The following is a 16,014-nucleotide window of genomic DNA, read 5'->3' as shown; positions in this document are numbered from 1 at the left end:
TTTGTCGGAATCCAGCCACGAAGCGTATCGATGGGGCAGAGCCTCATAGGCGCTAGGATAGGCTTGACAGGCTACGAATCGGGAGGATTGTAGGGGCAGATGCGAAGCGCATCTGCCCGCCTCGATCATTGGCCTAGTGCACCGACCCAGACAAAGCGAACAGCTTTGTCTGGGTCTAATACCAGCCGTCCTAGACATTGACCTCTGCCCAATGCCGTGTCCCGATTGACTGGATGCGTGTCGGATCGTCGATCAACCAATTCCACGCGCTCCGACAGGCCTCAACAATGTCGTTATAGCTACCCCAGACGGTGGCGCAGAGCTTGCCGCAGGTAGTCCCAGACATTCTCCATTGGGTTTAGCTCGGGGCTGTAGGGCGGCAGATGAAGCAGCCTGATGTTGTCGGGAACCTGTAGGTCAGCGCCCGGCTGGTGCCAGCCCGCGCGGTCGCAAAGGAGCACTGCAACAGCGCCAGGTGCCACCTGCGTGCTGATTTCAGCCAAGTGCAGGTTCATCATCTCTGTGTTCGCTGCGGGTGTGATCATCGCAGCCCCAGCACCGCGCTGTGGACAGATTGCGCCGAAGATGTAGGCCGAGTCGTGGCGGTTATCGCGCACCATCAGAGGCCGTGCACCGACTGGTGCCCAGACATAAGCGTGCGTGCCCTGCTGGCCGACCCGAGCTTCGTCTTGCCACCAAATTTCAACCGGCATACCGATGGCCGTGCCGAGCAGCGCTTGCTTCAACAAGGAACGGAAGTTTTTTAAAAGCCTCCTCGGCTGCTGGGTCCTTTTTCGGGTGATAGGGACGCGGTTGCAGGCGGGTTAGCCCAAGCTTGCGTAACCATTTGCCGACGGCACGTTCCTGAACGACGACCCCAAAGCGGCGCGCAACTTCGTCACGCAAGTCGGCACAACGCCAGCGCACCACATGGTGGAGCTCGGGATCTGGACCCGCGAGCACCAGCGCTCGCAGCTCCTCCATCTGCGCCGCCGTCAGCTTCGGTGCCGGGCCCGGAGCACAGCGTGATATCAGGCCGTCTACGCCGAGCTCGTTAAAGCGATGCACCCAGTCACGTAGCGTTTGCCGATCCATGCCAGCTTGCCGGGCGGCATGCTCGCGACTGCCGCCATCCAGCACCATGGCGATGGCCAAAAGCCGTCGGCTCTGCGCCGCATCCCGGCTCCTGACCGCCAAATCGCGTAGCCCAGCCGCGTCATACTCCAATCGGGTAATCGCTACCGCCATATTGCATCTCCAACGCCGCGAACCAGCGGCAGCATTAGAGAATCAGACCTCGCGCCTCTTGGGAACCCCTGCGAGTCAGGCACCGGGACGGTCGGTATAAGGTGCCCTAGAGGGTGTTATGTACTTTCGCGCGGTGGCCGCTTAATGGAGATGGATGTGCCCCACTCCGGTTCGCAAGCCCTATCCTTCTGACGTCAGCGAGGAGGAATGGTCGCTGGTGGTCCCGTATCTGACGTTGATGACCGAGGCGGCCCCTCAGCGTGAGCACTCCTTGCGGGAGCTGTTCAACGCGTTGCGCTACGTTATTCGCTACGGGATTGCCTGGCGTGCCATGCCGAACGACTTTCCCCCCTGGGCGGCCGTGTATCAGCAGTCCCAACGATGGCTGGCCGCGGGATGTTTTAAGACACTGGCCCAAGACTTGCGCGCATTGCTGCGCCTGGCGTCTGGCCGGGCGGAGGAGCCAACGGCGGCGATCATCGACAGTCGCACCCTGCGCTCGACGCCGGAGAGCGGCACTCGCGCCGGCTATGACGGTGCCAAACGCAAACGAGGGTCGAAGGTGCATATGGCCGTGGACACGCTCGGCCACCTGCTCACCCTGCACGTCACACCGGCTGATGTCGGTGACCGTGCCGCAGTAAAACGCCTCGCCGCCGACATCCAGGATGCCACGGGCGACAATGTCAAACTCGCCTATGTCGATCAGGGCTACACCGGCGAGGCGGCCGCAGACGCCGCAGCAGCCGAGGGCATCGCGCTGCACGTCGTCAAATTGCCGGAGGCAAAGCGAGGATTTGTTCTCCTGCCACGGCGCTGGGTCGTGGAACGATCCTTTGCTTGGGCCACACGTTGCCGCCGACTGGTCAAAGATTACGAGCGCTACGCCGAAACACTCGCCGGCTTCCACGTGATCGCATTCGTCGGATACATGCTCAAGCATGCCGCAGACCTGATGAGAGTCCATAACACCCTCTAGCATACTGACAACGTGCAGCTTTGACCCAAACAGACCTGAAAGGTCTGTTTGGGTCGCTGCACTAGTGTTGTTCGACACCTCTCGTCGTTGCTGGATCTGGAGCAGAGCGCGCTACGCCACAAAGCGCTTTTGCGCAGGCGGCGCGTTCGTAGTGCTGCCGATCTGCTGCATGTGGCTTCCTGTATGGGCCGGGAGGCCTGCCCCTGCGGTCAACGGCAAGCTTTGCCACCGAGCCGGGATCGCCGATCCGTGTGACGTGTCGCTGCTCGAGCGGCTGCGCAATGCCGGGGATTATCTGGCTGACATCCTCAACCATCTGATGGCCGACCGCCGCGGCGACGCCCCTGCCGGCGGCCAACTGCGGCTCAGCATGGTGGACGGGTCCACGGTCTCGCTGCCCAGCAGCGACCGCAGCGACTGGCGCTTGCACGCCCGCTACGAGCCGGCGCGTGGCTGCTTCACGGACCTTGTCATCACCGAGGCGCAAACCGCCGAGGCGCTCTGCTGCGTGTCGGTCAGGCCCGGTGACGTGCTGGTCCAGGATCGCGGCTACGCGCGGGTGCGGAACTTCGCTCACGCCCGCATGAACGGCGCCGATTTCATCACCCGGATCGGCTGGCGTTCGGTGCGCCTGTTTGACATAAAGGGCCACGGCTTCGATCTTTTGACAGTCCTGCCCGACAGCACAGCGGCCGTGGTGGAGCATCCAGTCTTTGTCGGCGATGGGCGCAAGCGCGTGGCGGCACGCCTGATCATCGCCCGCAAGCCGCCAGAGGCGGTCGAGCGTCAGCACCGGCGCCTGTATCGCAAAGCCAGCCGCAACGGCAGCCAAACCGACCCGCGCACCTTGCGCACCGCAGGCTTCATGATGATGCTCACATCGCTGTCGGCGGAGCAGGCCACCGCCGAGCAGGTGGTCAGGCTCTACCGCATGCGCTGGCAGGTGGAACTGGCATTCAAGCGGCTGAAAAGCCTCGGCGGGTTTGCCAAGCTGCACGCCTCCGACTCCAGATTGGCCCGCACCTGGTTGCTGGCCCACCTGATCGCCACCCGCCCTGATCGAGACTTCGCTGGGCGAAGGTCTCGACTCTCCCCCCTGAGCCACACGCCGGCCAATGGCGCATGGCGAGCCTCTGGCGGAGCTGGCAAAGAGGACACCGACGGCTGCAATGCGCACTCTTCGCCCGAACACGCCAGCGGCAAAGCCGCACCACCAGCGCACGCGCCGCAAGGCGCCTCGCCGAACCACCAAGAAAACGCCAATCCCAATCCGAAAGCGCGAAACTTGCCTTATCCTAGCGCCTATGAGGCAAGGCCCCTGGCCTTGCTTTAAGCAATCGCAAACAAATTATACCCCCAGCCCGGCCGGTCGAGGTAGAGCCCCTCGCCCGCCAGCATGCTGCCATCGCGGGAATAATGTTCCGGGCCCAGCCGGTCCGTCAACGAGACCGCCCGCCCAACCAGCCCCGGCGCGTCGAGGCGAACGCGGCATTGGCCGCGATGCTCGCGATAATTTACCACGCAGAGAAGCCTTGGGCCGGTCTCGTCGGACCAGGCGAAGGCGGCGAAGGCTTCATGGCTCGGGTTGCCCTCCCAGGCGGCTGCCACCGGGAGCGGCGTAAACCGGCCGTCGTGCAAAGCAGGCGTGCGCAGGGCTGCGAGCAGGTCGAGGTAGAACTCGTGGATTGACAGATCGACGGCCTCATCCGGGCCACGATCGAGATGGATCGGGATGTGGACACGGGCACCTTCAAGCTGTCCCTGATGCAGCAGCCGCAGCCCCGGCGTGCAAAAGCTCAGGACGGCCGCGGCTTTGTGCTGGGCCAGCGGAAAACTTGCGGCCGCGCGCGGCTCGTCGTGGTTTTCCAGGAAGCGGGCCGATCGCGACTGGACCTCCTGCGCGCGGCCCAGGAGAGCCGCAACATGGGCGCCGTCGCTCGCCCGCAGCGCGTCATACAGACCCTTGTCGTAGGCCCAGTCGAAACCCAGACGCAGCATTTCGGGCTCAAGGTTCCAATAGACCTCCGCCAGCAGGCCGAAGCCTGGCGCGGTCGTACGCAGTGCGCGAATTGCATCGCCCCAGAACGAGGCAACACGCCGTCCCTTGAGATGGTGCTCCCAGCAGCGCTCGAACACCTCCGGCAGCAGCAGCATTGCCATGTCGCAGCGCACGCCGTCGCATTGCCTGGCGATTGCGAGTAGCGCATCGCGCATCGCCGCGTGCGTCTCAGGGTTGCTGTAGTCGAGCTGGACGGTGTCGGGCCAGCCGGGGAAATACGGATCGCGGCCATGCGCCAGGACGCAGGGTCCGGCCGCCGTCTCGATGCGTGTCCAGTTCTCGGGATCCGCGGCCAAGTCGGCCTCGGTGCCGCGCATGAACAGCTCCGGCCGGTCGTGCACCCAGGGGTGATCGGGGGCGAGATGGTTGGGCACGAAATCGAGCATCAGGCGCAGGCCCGCGGCATTCACCCGCTGGCGCAGTCGGCCCAGCGCGGCCGGGCCGCCGAACGCGTCATCGGCGTGCCAGGCGGCGATGGCAAAAGGCGAGCCGCTGATATCATCCGGCGTGAGATCGCTCAGTGCGTCGCGGAAGCCTTGCTGCCAGGACGCATGGGTGCGCGAGACGGTCCGGGCGGCATCGCCGAGCTGCCAGACGCCGAGAAACCATACCCACTCGAAGCCGAGGGCTGCGATCGCATATAGGGCCTCGTCGGGAATATCGTCGAAGCCGGTGCTGCGGTTGAAGGTCCGCGACATCCTGGTCAGCAGAACGCGGGTATTGATCTGATAAAGCAGCGGATTCCCGGGCTCTGCTGCAAAAGACAAGGCCGCTCCTTCCGAGATCAGCATTCGCCCGCCGCCGCCCGCACCTGGGCCCACACCTGGGATGATGTGGCGCCGCTCTCGCGCAGGGCGCGCAAGGTGGACGCCTGGTCGCGCTTGGCAAGCCGGCGCCCGGATGCGTCGCGGAGCAGATGATGGTGCACATAGGCTGGAGCCGTCCAGCCCAGCAGTGCCTGCAGCAGACGGTGCAGGTCGGTAGCGGGGCGGAGGTCCTCGCCACGCACCACCAGGCTGACCTGCTGCACCCAGTCGTCATGGGTGACGCAGAGATGATAGCTGGCGGCCATGTCCCTACGCGCCAGCACGACGTCGCCGAACCGCTCTGGACGGCAGGCCTGCCAGCGTTCCGCGGACGGGCGATCGGCGTCCTCAAAGCGCAACGAGCCGCCAAGCCGCGCAAGGGCCGCCTGCATGTCCAGCCGCCAGGCATGCGGGGCGGCCTCGGCGAAACGCGCCGCGCGACGGCCCGCATCCATCCCGCGGCAGGTGCCGGGATAGAGCGGCGCGCCGTCGGGACCCTCGTGCGGCGCGCTGCTCGATTGGGCGACCTCCCGGGCGATCTCGGCGCGGCTGCAAAAGCACGGGTAGATCAGCTTCTCGCCGCGCAGGCGATCGAGCACCGCGCCATACTCCGCAAGATGTCGCGACTGCACCCGAATCGGGCCGTCCCAGCTCAGCCCAAGCCAGGCAAGGTCCTCCTCAATCGCCGCGGCGAACGCCGGCCGACAGCGCGCGGCATCGATATCCTCGACTCGCAGCAGGAACTGCCCGCCGTTAGCCCGCGCGCGGCTGAACGCCACGAGGGCGGAGAAGGCATGCCCAAGATGCAGCAGCCCGGTCGGACTCGGCGCAAATCGCGACGTCATGCGGAACGAAACAGTGTTTTGGGACAAGATCATGACAAGGAAATCGCTCCCGCTTGCAGGCGGCCGGGGCCTCTGCAATATAAACCCCAGGTCAGGTGGTGCCCAAGGCGGTGTGAAGTGACCAGCGTGTGGTTCGGTTCTGTCGTTGGATTATTAGCAAGAGCGCGATCATGCGTGCCGAGGTGCGTTCTTGCCTGACGGCGGCCAGCACTTCCCGGCACTGGTGCTGAATGCGGATTTCCGCCCCTTGTCGTATTTTCCGCTGTCTGTCTGGTCGTGGCAGGATGCGATCAAAGCCGTCTTTCTGGATCGTGTCTCGGTGCTGAACGAATATGACGCGGTGGTGCGATCGCCCAGCACGACCTTCAGGCTGCCCAGCGTCATCGCCTTGAAGGATTATATTCCCGCGGCCAGGCGTCCTGCCTTCACCCGCTTCAACGTGTTCCTGCGCGACAATTTCTCCTGCCAGTACTGCCTCGACCGGCTGCCGACGCACGAGCTGACGTTCGACCATGTGATCCCGCGCTCGCGCGGTGGGCATACCACCTGGGAGAACGTCGTCACCGCCTGCGGCACCTGCAATCTGCTCAAAGGCTCGCGCCTGCCGCGCGAATGCCGAATGCATCCACGCAAGGCACCCGGGCAGCCGACCACCTGGGAGCTGCAGGATAACGGCCGCGCGTTTCCGCCGAACTACCTTCATGAGAGCTGGCGCGACTACCTCTATTGGGACAGCGAACTGGAGAGTTGAGCGCGCCTATTGGCTGGTCAGCAAATCGACCAGCCTGATCGAGTGTGCGCTCGATTCCACGAGCCGCGGCAGCACCCGTCGTACTGTGTCAAACTCGTCGCGCGACAGGTCTGCGAAGATCGCATCATGGCTCGGGCGCTGCACCTGGCTCACCTGCTCGAGCAACTTCCGCTCGCGGCTGGGAGACCGTCAGCAACACACGACGGCGGTCCGTGATATTCGGCTGCTTGCGGGCCTATCGGCCGCGAGGCTGCCACGCGCCCGCTGCATCCGGCTTGATAAGCGGGCAAATATCCGATCAGGTGACTCCACCTGATCGGATTTTGTTCTCGCCAGGATCATGACGTGGTGCACGATCTGGCGGAAAGCACTCTCGGAGCCATCCACCGGCTCGCGTTTTCGGACCGCAGGCGACCGCGTGTTGCGCTTGCGCCCGGCCGCGTTGATCAGTGAAATTTCCATGCGTGATTACAGAATTTTATACAATTTCGTCTATATCGGCCTCACCCCTTCGGAGCAAGCGATCACCGCATGTTCGTGGTCTATGCCATGCTGGCCTACCTGTTCGTGGCGTTGACGGCGGCCGCCATCGTGCTGCGGCGTGTCGACTTGCGGCACCGCCGGGAGCCTGTTGGCAGCCTTTATAACTCGCACGGCGGCACACCCGTCGAGGTGCCGCTGCTGCATCGCGCGAACCTGGACGGTCGCAGACTGCGCTTCTACCGCTCGCCTTTGATCGACCCGGACTTCCCCTGGGTCGTGCTGCGCGACCTGTTCGAGATCGCGACGGACGGTGCGAGCTACAATGTCACCGCCGAGTGGACCCTGGTCAATAATCCGGGCTTGGCGCAGGCCATCCTCACCCGCAAGGGCCCCGAGCTTCTGCTCTCGCACTGGGCCGCCCTGGAGCTGATCGCGTCACTCGTGGCCGAGCCGGGGCCGCGAGGCACGCTCATCGCGGCGTTCCGTGAGGTGACGGCGGAGGCCTATGTGCTGCAATGCGCCGGCGTGACCCGCGAGGCGTTTCTCGCTTTATGCACGGCCGCCGGCCGCAGGTCGCACGCCTTCTGCTGATCCGGTGATCTCGACGACGCGCCCCTCGTGCAGGGTCACGATGCGGTCCATGCGACGTGCCAGCTCCAGATTATGGGTCGCGATCAGAGCGGCCAGCCCGTCATCACGGGCCACCGCGACCAGCTCGTCGAAGACTTGGTCCGAGGTGGTGCTGTCGAGGTTGCCGGTCGGCTCGTCGGCGAGCAGCACGCGAGGCCCGTTTGCGAGTGCGCGCGCGATGGCGACCCGTTGCTGCTCGCCGCCGGACAGCTTGCCGGGCAGATAGCCGAGCCGGTGCGACAGACCGAAGCGGCCGAGCAGCACCTCGGCGCGGGCGCGTGCGACCTTGCGCGCGACACCCGCGATCATCTGCGGCAAGGCGACGTTCTCGCGCGCGGTGAACTCGGCCAGCAGATGGTGGAACTGATAGACGAAGCCGATCTGGTCGCGACGGATCGCGGTTCGTTCGGAGTCCGCAAGCCGACCGGCATCGCGGCCGGCGACCAGTACCGCGCCCGATTGCGGCCGCTCCAACAATCCGGCGAGATGCAGCAATGTCGACTTGCCGGTGCCGGACGGCGCCATCAAGGCGACGATCTCGCCGGCGCGCAGCGACAGGGCTGCCCCGCGCAGCACCTCCAGCCGGCCCTCGCCACTCCGGTAGCCATGCGAGACATCGCGCAAAGCGAGCGGGCTCTCATTCATGACGCAGCGCCTCGACCGGATCGGTACGCGCCGCGCGCCAGGACGGATACAGGGTTGCCAGCAGCGACAGGCCGAGCGCGATCACGATGACCTGGATCACCTCGGGCCATTCCAGCTTCGCCGGCAGATGTTCAAGATAATACACCTCCGGATTGAACAAATCGGTGCCGGTGACGCGCTGCAGCCATTGCCGGATCGTTTCGATATTCAGGCAGAACACGATGCCGAGCAGCGTGCCGGCCGCCGTGCCGGTGACACCGACCGAGGCGCCACACATCAGGAAGATCCGCATGATGGAAAACCGTCCGGCGCCGAGCGTGCGCAGCACGGCGATATCGCGCGTCTTGTCCTTGACCATCATGATCAGCGAGGAGACGACGTTGAACGCGGCGACCAGGATGATCAGCGTCAGGATCAGGAACATCACGTTCTGCTCGACCTGGACGGCGCCGAAGAAAGCGTTGTTGCTCTGCGTCCAGTCGATCACCCGCACCGGCTCGGTGGGCAACGCCTCCTCGATGCGACGGGTCACCGGCCGCACCCGATCGGCGTCCTGCGTCGTCACCTGGATCAGCGAGACGGCGTTCGGCATCTGGAAGAACACCTGCGCCGCGGCGAGCGGCAGGAACGCGTACGAGGCGTCGTAGTCGTTGACCCCGGCGTCAAAGATCGCCACCACGCGGTAGGCGCGCACCCTCGGGATGGTGCCGAACGCGGTCGCGGCGCCATTCGGCGACACCAGGGTCAGACGCGAGCCGATCCCCAGATTGGCACGCATCGCCAGGGTCGAGCCGACGATGATGGCGTCGTCGCCCTGGAAGGCATCGAGACTGCCGGCGCGAATGTTGTTGCTGATCTCGCGTAAGGAGAGCAGGTCGGCGCGCGAGAGGCCGCGGATCAGGCCGCCGGCGCTGTAGCTGCCGGCGCTCAGCAGCACCTGGCCTTCAACGATCGGAGTGGCGGAGACGACACCGCGCACCGCGGCGACACGCTGGGTCATCGTCTCGTAGCCGGTGATCGGGCGGCCTTCGCCGTAGATGCTGAGATCGCCGTTCAGTCCGAGGATCCGGCTCATCAGATCGGCCTTGAAGCCGTTCATCACCGACATGACGATGATCAGGGTGGCAACACCGAGGGCAATGCCGATCAGCGAGAAGATCGCGATCACCGACACGAACCGCTCGCCGCGTCGGGCGCGCAGATAGCGCCCGGCCACCGCACGCTCGAAGGCGTTGAACATCAGCGCAGCGAGGCGATCAGGGCGACCGCCGCATCGAGCGGCATCTCCGTGCGCTCGCCGCTGGCGCGCCACTTCACTTCGATGGTGCCGGAAGCCGCACCGCGCGGGCCGACGACGAGCTGCACCGGATGGCCGATCAGGTCGGCGTCAGCGAACTTGACCCCGGCGCGGTCGGCGCGGTCGTCGAGCAGCATGTCGTCAGGTGCTGCTTCGTAGAGGGCATCCGCCACAGAGTCGCACGCCGCGTCGCCGGGCTTGAGGTTGAGGATGCCGGCACGGAACGGGGCCACCGGCATCGGCCAGATGATCCCGGCCTCATCGTGGCTGGCCTCGATGATGGCGCCGGCCAGGCGCGAAATGCCGATGCCGTAGCTGCCCATTTCGGGGTGGACCATCGCACCGTCGGGCCCGCTGACCGCGACCCCCATCGACTGGGTATATTTCGTGCCGAAATAGAAGATGTGCCCGACCTCGATGCCGCGCCCTTCGCGCCTCAGCGCCGGCTCGACGTCGTGCCAGGCGGCTTCGTCGTGCTTGTCCTCGGTGGCGGCATAGAGCGACGTCATGCGCATAAAGAAGCGTTGCAGCGACTCCGGGTCGGCCAATTCGACCGCCTCAGCGCGCCAATCCTGCTGCTCGAAGCGTCCGTCATAGAACACGCTACTCTCGCCGGTCGGTGCGAGGATGATGAATTCATGGCTGAGATCGCCGCCGATCGGGCCAGTATCGGCGCGCATCGGGATCGCCTTGACGCCTATGCGCTGGAAGGCGCGCAGGTAGGACAGCATCATCCGCCGATAGCTGGCGATCGCCGATTGCGTGTCGATGTCGAAACTGTAGGCGTCCTTCATCAGGAATTCGCGGCCGCGCATGACGCCGAAGCGCGGCCGCACCTCGTCGCGGAACTTCCATTGTATGTGGTAGAGCACCTGCGGCAGCTCGCGGTAGGACTTCACGCCGCCTGCGAACAGGTCGGTGATCATCTCCTCGTTGGTCGGCCCGTAGAGCAGGTCGCGGTCGTGGCGGTCGGTGATACGCAGCATCTCCGGGCCGTAGGCGTCGTAGCGGCCGGAACGCTTCCACAACTCCGCCGGCTGCAGGGTCGGCATCAGCACCTCCTGGGCGCCGATCGCATCCTGCTCCTCGCGCACGATCTGTGAGATGCGCCGCAACACGCGCAGCCCCGCGGGCAGCCATGCATAGATGCCCGAGGCGGTCTGCCGGATCAGGCCGGCACGCAGCATCAGCCGGTGCGAGGCGATCTGCGCCTCCGCGGGGGTCTCCCGCAGGGTCGGGATGAAGCTGCGGGACAGACGCATGCGACGGAATACCTCAGGGGAAGAACCAGGACGTTAGTGCACCGCATCGGTGACCGGAAGCGGAGGCTTGCCTATAGAGCGTAATATTGTGCGGTGCGAAATGATGCAGTGCACAAGTACAGCGGCGCAACGGTGAGTAAAAATGCGCAGTTAGCTGGTAAAGGGGGCGTGACAAACCGCCGATCTGCACATAAAAAAAGCCCACGCGGGGCTTGGTTCCAACGCGTGGGCCAAGTTTAGGGAGAAAACGCCAGTCACACGGCAGGGCGGGAAGCAATTCCTACCCTGCCGTTAATGATTCCGCATCTAATCGTCAAAAGCTAGCGAAAAATGCATGCCCGACATGCAATTTGGCCCGCTGGTCGCGCGAGTCGCTAAACCCTGATCAGGTGCACATCCACCACCGGCCGCTTCTGCAGCTTGCGGCCGAGCGCACGACGCAGCGCGCTCTTTGCCGCCTCGCGCAACAATGGCTCGTCGAACACCGTCTGCGTCGGCAACTCGGCAACGTTGAGCGCGAAGGCCTGCGAGACCCGCGCCGTCTCGGGATCGCCGGGCTCCAGCAGCCCAGGCGCGCTCACCTGGGGCGTGCCCAGCAGTCGGCCGGCGCCGTCGAGCACGATGCTGCCCAGCACCATGCCGCCGGCCAGCATCTTGCGGCGCGCTGCCAGCACGCCGCCCTCCATCGGCAGCAACCGGTTGCCATCCAGGGCCAGCTTGCCGACCGGTACGGAGTCTGTCACCTCGGCGCGATTTGATGACAGGCTGAGCACATCGCCGTCCTCAAGCAGGATCGGCTCCGCCCCCTCCTCGCGGGCGAGGGCCGCGTGCGCCGCCAGATGCCGCCACTCGCCATGCACCGGCACCGCGTAGCGCGGCTTGACCATCTCGTAGAGCCGGCGCAGATCGTCGCGCGCGGCGTGACCGGACACATGCACCATGTGGTCCTCGTCGGTGAGCACGCGCACGCCGCGGCGGACCAGACTGTCCTGCACCGACATGATCGCGCGCTCGTTGCCGGGGATCATGCGCGACGAATAGACCACCGTGTCGCCCTCGCCGAGCGAGATGTTGGGGTGGGTGTCGGCGGCGATACGCGACAGCGCCGAGCGCGGCTCGCCCTGGCTGCCGGTGATGATCATCAGCAGATTGTCGTCGGGCACGTGTTCGGCGTCCTGCTCCGAGAGGAATAGCGGCACGTCGGCGAGATAGCCGCAATCGCGCGCCGCCGCCTCCAGATTGCGCAAGGATCGCCCGACCACGGCGACCGAGCGGCCCGACGCCTCCGCCGCCTTGGCGATGCTCTCGATGCGGGCCACGTTGCTGGCAAAGCAGGTGACCGCGATGCGTCCGGAAATGCCCGCGACCAGGCTTGCCAGACTACGACGCACGTCGCCTTCCGAGCCCGCCTCGCCCTCGACCATGGCGTTGGTGCTGTCGCAGACCATCGCCAGCACGCCCTCGCGGCCGAGTTCCTCGAACGCGGCGAGGTCGGTCGGGGGTCCCACCAGCGGGTTCGGGTCGAGCTTCCAGTCGCCGGTATGCAGCACCGTGCCGTAGCGGGTGCGCACCACCAGCGCCTGAGCCTCGGGCACCGAGTGTGTGACCGCGATGAAGCGCAGCGAGAACGGCGGCAGCTCGAAGCTCGCACCGGAGTCCAGCACATGCAGATCGACCCGGCCGAGCAGGCCGGCCTCGCCGAGCTTGCGACGCAGCACGGTGGCGGCAAAGCGCGTGGCGTAGATTGGACAGGCGAGCCGCGGCCATAAATGTGCCACTGCGCCGATATGGTCCTCATGCGCGTGCGTGATCACCAGCCCCACGAGGTCGCGGCTTTGCTCGGCGATAAAGCCGGGGTCGGGCAGCAGGATCTCGACCTCCGGCATGTCGTTGCCCGAGAAGCCGATGCCGCAATCCACGGCGAGCCAGGCGCCGTCGCATCGGTAGAGATTGAGGTTCATGCCGATCTCGCCCGTCCCGCCCAAGGGCAGGAAGGCCAGGTCGCCGTGTGTCACATCCATCAGGTCGCCTTCAGTCGTTGGAGGTTTAGTCGTTCGAAGTCATGGCGCTCGAAGATATGGGGTGCGGATTGCGCGCGGCGAGGAGGCGCAGACCGTCGAGCGTCAGCTCGGGGTCGATGCGCTCGATGATCTGCGTGCCCTCTGAAAATAATGGCGCCAGGCCGCCGGTGCCGACGACCTTCATCGGCGCGGTGAACTCGTTGCGGATACGTGTGGCGAGGCCCTCGATGAGGCCGATATAGCCCCAGAAGATGCCAGAGCGCATGGCGACGATGGTGTTGCGTCCGATCACCGCCTGCGGCCGACCGACACCCACGCGCGGCAGACGGGCGGCTGCGGTATGCAGCGCCTCGACCGAAAGGTTGATCCCGGGTGCGATGGCGCCGCCGCAATAATTGCCGTCGGCGTCGATCACGTTGAACGTGGTGGCGGTGCCGAAATCGATGACCAGCACCGGGCCGCCATATTTCTGGTGCGCCGCCAGCCCGTCCAGCAGCCGGTCCAGCCCGACCTCGGAGGGGTTGTCCATCCTGATCTCAAAGCCCCAGTCGAGATGAGTGCCGGCCAGCAGCGGCTCCAGCGAGAACCAGTCGCGGCAAAGCCGGCGCAGATGATACAGCGCCGGCGGCACCACGGTGGAGATCACCGCCCGGCTGATCTGGCCGCGCTCGAGCCCGGCCAGCGCCAGCAGCGCCAGCAGCCAGACGGCGTATTCGTCCGAGGTCCGGCGCACGTCGGTGCCGATACGCCAGATGCCGCGCCAGGTCGCGCCGTCATGCACCCCGAAGACGATGTTGGTGTTGCCCGCGTCGACCACCAGCAGCATGGCTCAGGCGCCTTGCGGCAGCAGCACGTCGCCGCTGGTCAGGCGACGGATGGTGCCCGCGACATCGAGCAACAGCGCGCCGTCCGCCGCGATAGAGGCGAACGACCCCTGGACCACGCCTTGCGTTGTGCCAACCTCGAGCCAAGTGCCTTCAGGGTGGGCACGCGCGAGCCATGCCTCGCGGAGATCCCGCTCCCCGGCTGCGAGGCCGCATGTCAGGCTCTTCAGCAGCCGGTCAACGAGCGCGTCGGCATCTGGACAGTCGCCAAGTTCGGCAAGGCAGGCGGCGTGGCGGTCGGCGAGTGCCGGGGCGCTGGCGAGATTGGCGCCGAAACCAATCACCAGCCAGCCATCGTCGGCGAAGAAGGGGCCAGCAGCGGACGGGCTCGCCTCGATCAGGATGCCGCCAAGCTTTCGCCCATGCAGCATCACGTCGTTGGGCCATTTCAGACGGAGCGCCTCGGCGTGCTTGGGCAAGAGCGAGAGCGCGTCGTGAAAGGCAACGGCCGCGAGCAGCGGCCAGGCCAAGCGCGCCTTCGGTCGCAGCAACACGGAGACGGCCAGCGTGCCGGCCGCCTCGCTCCAGCTTCGTCCACGGCTGCCACGCGCCTTCGTCTGAATCCGCGCCTGGATTGCGAGCCCCGCGGGAGCACCTGCCTGCGCCTCGGCGATGCAGGCATCCGAGGTCGATGGCAGCGTGTCGTGGCGGACCAGCCGCCACTCGGGTGCAGCCGTCACCTGAACAGCACGGCGGCGGCGGCCTGTGCGGCCAACATCACCGGGCCGAGCACGACGATGAACAACCCGGTGACCAGCCCCATGCCGATCGACACCACCGACACCGACGCTGGACGAGGATCAAACCCGGATGCCCGGGGATCGACATAGATCGCGCGGACCACGCGCAGGTAATAGACCGCGCCGATCACGCTGGAGACAATGCCGACCACAACCAGGGTCGGCATGCCGGCCTGCAACGCGGCGCTGAACACCAGCAGCTTGCCGAAGAACCCCGAGAGTGGCGGCACCCCGATCATGCTGAACATGAAGATGGCCATCAGCAGCGCCAGCGCCGGATCGCTGCGCGACAGCCCCGCCAGGTCGGCGATGCGCTCGACCGCGCGACCGCGCCGGCGCATTGCCACGATCACCGCGAACGCGCCCGCGTTCATGAACAGATAGGTGGTGAGATAGACCAGGGTGCCGCGCACGCCGGCCGGCGTGGCGGCGGCCAGACCGATCAGCGCATAGCCCATATGGCCGATCGAGGAATACGCCATCAGCCGCTTGATGCTGGTCTGCGGGATCGCGGCGATCGAACCGAACAGCATCGAGGCGATCGCCAGGATTTCGATGAGCAACTGCCATTGCGGCGTGACGTGGCCGAAGGGGCTGGCCATCACCCGCAGCAGCAGCGCAAAGGCGGCGAGCTTCGGTGCGCCGGACGTGAAGGCGGTCACCGGCGCCGGCGCCCCCTGATAGACGTCCGGTGTCCACATATGGAACGGCACCGCGGAGATCTTGAAGGCCAGCCCCACGATGATGAAGACGATACCGACGACCAAGCCGGCCGGGATCGCCGCCGACGCCGCCAACGCCGTCGACAATGCGCGATACTGCATGGTGCCGGCGAAGCCGAATACCAGCGAGATGCCGTAGAGCAGCAGCCCAGAGGCCAGCGAGCCCAGCACGAAATATTTCAGGCCAGACTCGGCCGAGCCAAGTCGATCGCGATCGAAGGCGCACAGTATGTAGATCGCCAGCGATTGCAGCTCGAGCCCAATATACAGCGTCATCAGGCTTTCGCTGGACGCCATCAGCATGGTGCCAACGGTGGCGAACAGCACCAGCACCGGGAACTCGAAGCGGGCGATCTCCTCGCGCCGGTTATAGTCCAGCGACAGCACCAGGCTGAGGATCGCGCCGGCCAGGCTGAGCAGCTTGATGAAGCGGGCGAAATCGTCGCCGACGAAGATGCCGTCATAGCCCGACCCGGACGGTGACACCACCACCAGCACCATCGTGACCAGCATCGCGCCGATGGTGAGAAGCGTGGACGGCACGAATGGATTGACGCGGGTCACTATTACGCCAAACAGCAGGATCACGAGCCCGGTCACCGAGAGCACGATCTCAGGCACCGCCAGGGTCCAGTTCATGGC

General features: G+C 65.7%; 14 protein-coding genes and 1 pseudogene. 4 read left to right on the top strand and 11 right to left on the bottom strand.

The window, feature by feature from the left end:
* Nucleotides 1-190: 190 nt before the first annotated feature.
* Nucleotides 191-1,248: pseudogene (locus ACQY4K_RS20920) on the bottom strand (IS630 family transposase).
* A gap of 154 nt (nucleotides 1,249-1,402) precedes the next feature.
* Here ACQY4K_RS20920 and ACQY4K_RS20915 point away from each other — a divergent pair.
* Together ACQY4K_RS20915 and ACQY4K_RS20910 are read left to right on the top strand one after the other, a co-directional pair.
* The gene (locus tag ACQY4K_RS20915) at nucleotides 1,403-2,227 is read left to right on the top strand and encodes an IS5 family transposase (protein ID WP_428392206.1); all 825 of its coding nucleotides are present in this window, start codon (nucleotides 1,403-1,405) and stop codon (nucleotides 2,225-2,227) included.
* Nucleotides 2,228-2,483: 256 nt separating this feature from the next.
* Nucleotides 2,484-3,560 carry a transposase gene (locus tag ACQY4K_RS20910; RefSeq protein WP_428392204.1) on the top strand — a complete coding sequence of 359 codons (1,077 nt, stop codon included), beginning with the start codon at nucleotides 2,484-2,486 and terminating at the stop codon, nucleotides 3,558-3,560.
* Here ACQY4K_RS20910 and ACQY4K_RS20905 read toward each other — a convergent pair.
* Both ACQY4K_RS20905 and gluQRS read right to left on the bottom strand, forming a co-directional pair.
* Entirely contained in the window at nucleotides 3,557-5,053 is a 1,497-nt protein-coding gene (locus ACQY4K_RS20905) for an alpha-amylase family glycosyl hydrolase (protein WP_428392202.1), read from the bottom strand. The genes ACQY4K_RS20910 and ACQY4K_RS20905 overlap by 4 nt on opposite strands.
* Before the next feature lie 17 nt (nucleotides 5,054-5,070).
* Nucleotides 5,071-5,970 (bottom strand): tRNA glutamyl-Q(34) synthetase GluQRS, encoded by a 900-nt coding sequence (gene gluQRS / locus ACQY4K_RS20900; RefSeq protein WP_428392200.1) that lies wholly within the window; start codon nucleotides 5,968-5,970, stop codon nucleotides 5,071-5,073.
* A 157-nt stretch (nucleotides 5,971-6,127) separates the two neighbouring features.
* On the opposite strand from gluQRS, the gene ACQY4K_RS20895 reads away from it, so the two are divergent.
* Complete coding sequence (locus tag ACQY4K_RS20895; RefSeq protein ID WP_428392198.1) at nucleotides 6,128-6,688, top strand: HNH endonuclease; 561 nt, start codon at nucleotides 6,128-6,130, stop codon at nucleotides 6,686-6,688.
* Nucleotides 6,689-6,694: 6 nt separating this feature from the next.
* Here the strand turns inward: ACQY4K_RS20895 and ACQY4K_RS20890 are convergent, their stop codons facing one another.
* Entirely contained in the window at nucleotides 6,695-6,853 is a 159-nt protein-coding gene (locus ACQY4K_RS20890) for a hypothetical protein (RefSeq protein WP_428392196.1), read from the bottom strand.
* Between the two features lie 366 nt (nucleotides 6,854-7,219).
* Here ACQY4K_RS20890 and ACQY4K_RS20885 point away from each other — a divergent pair, with 366 nt between their 5' ends.
* Complete coding sequence (locus ACQY4K_RS20885) at nucleotides 7,220-7,762, top strand: hypothetical protein (RefSeq protein WP_428392194.1); 543 nt, start codon at nucleotides 7,220-7,222, stop codon at nucleotides 7,760-7,762.
* Here ACQY4K_RS20885 and ACQY4K_RS20880 read toward each other — a convergent pair.
* From ACQY4K_RS20880 to nuoN, 7 genes are all read right to left on the bottom strand, one after another.
* Entirely contained in the window at nucleotides 7,721-8,446 is a 726-nt protein-coding gene (locus tag ACQY4K_RS20880; RefSeq protein WP_428392192.1) for an ABC transporter ATP-binding protein, read from the bottom strand. The genes ACQY4K_RS20885 and ACQY4K_RS20880 overlap by 42 nt on opposite strands.
* Nucleotides 8,439-9,686 carry a lipoprotein-releasing ABC transporter permease subunit gene (locus ACQY4K_RS20875; protein WP_428392190.1) on the bottom strand — a complete coding sequence of 416 codons (1,248 nt, stop codon included), beginning with the start codon at nucleotides 9,684-9,686 and terminating at the stop codon, nucleotides 8,439-8,441. The genes ACQY4K_RS20880 and ACQY4K_RS20875 overlap by 8 nt, the downstream gene beginning before the upstream one ends.
* The gene (gene proS / locus ACQY4K_RS20870; protein ID WP_428392188.1) at nucleotides 9,686-11,005 is read right to left on the bottom strand and encodes a proline--tRNA ligase; all 1,320 of its coding nucleotides are present in this window, start codon (nucleotides 11,003-11,005) and stop codon (nucleotides 9,686-9,688) included. Before proS ends, ACQY4K_RS20875 begins: the two co-directional genes overlap by 1 nt.
* Nucleotides 11,006-11,379: 374 nt before the next feature.
* The gene (locus ACQY4K_RS20865) at nucleotides 11,380-13,026 is read right to left on the bottom strand and encodes a ribonuclease J (RefSeq protein WP_428392186.1); all 1,647 of its coding nucleotides are present in this window, start codon (nucleotides 13,024-13,026) and stop codon (nucleotides 11,380-11,382) included.
* Nucleotides 13,027-13,051: 25 nt separating this feature from the next.
* On the bottom strand, nucleotides 13,052-13,852 hold the full coding sequence (locus ACQY4K_RS20860) for a type III pantothenate kinase (RefSeq protein WP_428392184.1): 801 nt from the start codon (nucleotides 13,850-13,852) through the stop codon (nucleotides 13,052-13,054).
* 3 nt (nucleotides 13,853-13,855) lie between these two features.
* Nucleotides 13,856-14,590: a biotin--[acetyl-CoA-carboxylase] ligase gene (locus ACQY4K_RS20855; protein WP_428392182.1), complete on the bottom strand. Its 735-nt coding sequence runs from the start codon at nucleotides 14,588-14,590 to the stop codon at nucleotides 13,856-13,858.
* Nucleotides 14,587-16,011: an NADH-quinone oxidoreductase subunit NuoN gene (nuoN, locus tag ACQY4K_RS20850; protein WP_428392180.1), complete on the bottom strand. Its 1,425-nt coding sequence runs from the start codon at nucleotides 16,009-16,011 to the stop codon at nucleotides 14,587-14,589. The genes ACQY4K_RS20855 and nuoN overlap by 4 nt, the downstream gene beginning before the upstream one ends.
* Nucleotides 16,012-16,014 lie beyond the last annotated feature (3 nt).

The sequence above is a fragment of the Lichenicoccus sp. genome, assembly GCF_965276875.1.
GTDB lineage: Bacteria > Pseudomonadota > Alphaproteobacteria > Acetobacterales > Acetobacteraceae > Lichenicoccus.
This window is presented reverse-complemented; position numbering and strand designations above follow the sequence as displayed.

Excerpts from the sequence above, each read along its gene's own strand:
- ACQY4K_RS20915 (WP_428392206.1), top strand. The coding sequence starts at position 1,403 with ATGTGCCCCACTCCGGTTCGCAAGCCCTATCCTTCTGACGTCAGCGAG.
- gluQRS (WP_428392200.1), bottom strand. The coding sequence starts at position 5,970 with ATGATCTTGTCCCAAAACACTGTTTCGTTCCGCATGACGTCGCGATTT.
- ACQY4K_RS20885 (WP_428392194.1), top strand. The coding sequence starts at position 7,220 with ATGTTCGTGGTCTATGCCATGCTGGCCTACCTGTTCGTGGCGTTGACG.
- ACQY4K_RS20880 (WP_428392192.1), bottom strand. The coding sequence starts at position 8,446 with ATGAATGAGAGCCCGCTCGCTTTGCGCGATGTCTCGCATGGCTACCGG.
- ACQY4K_RS20875 (WP_428392190.1), bottom strand. The coding sequence starts at position 9,686 with ATGTTCAACGCCTTCGAGCGTGCGGTGGCCGGGCGCTATCTGCGCGCC.
- proS (WP_428392188.1), bottom strand. The coding sequence starts at position 11,005 with ATGCGTCTGTCCCGCAGCTTCATCCCGACCCTGCGGGAGACCCCCGCG.
- ACQY4K_RS20865 (WP_428392186.1), bottom strand. The coding sequence starts at position 13,026 with ATGGATGTGACACACGGCGACCTGGCCTTCCTGCCCTTGGGCGGGACG.
- ACQY4K_RS20860 (WP_428392184.1), bottom strand. The coding sequence starts at position 13,852 with ATGCTGCTGGTGGTCGACGCGGGCAACACCAACATCGTCTTCGGGGTG.
- nuoN (WP_428392180.1), bottom strand. The coding sequence starts at position 16,011 with ATGAACTGGACCCTGGCGGTGCCTGAGATCGTGCTCTCGGTGACCGGG.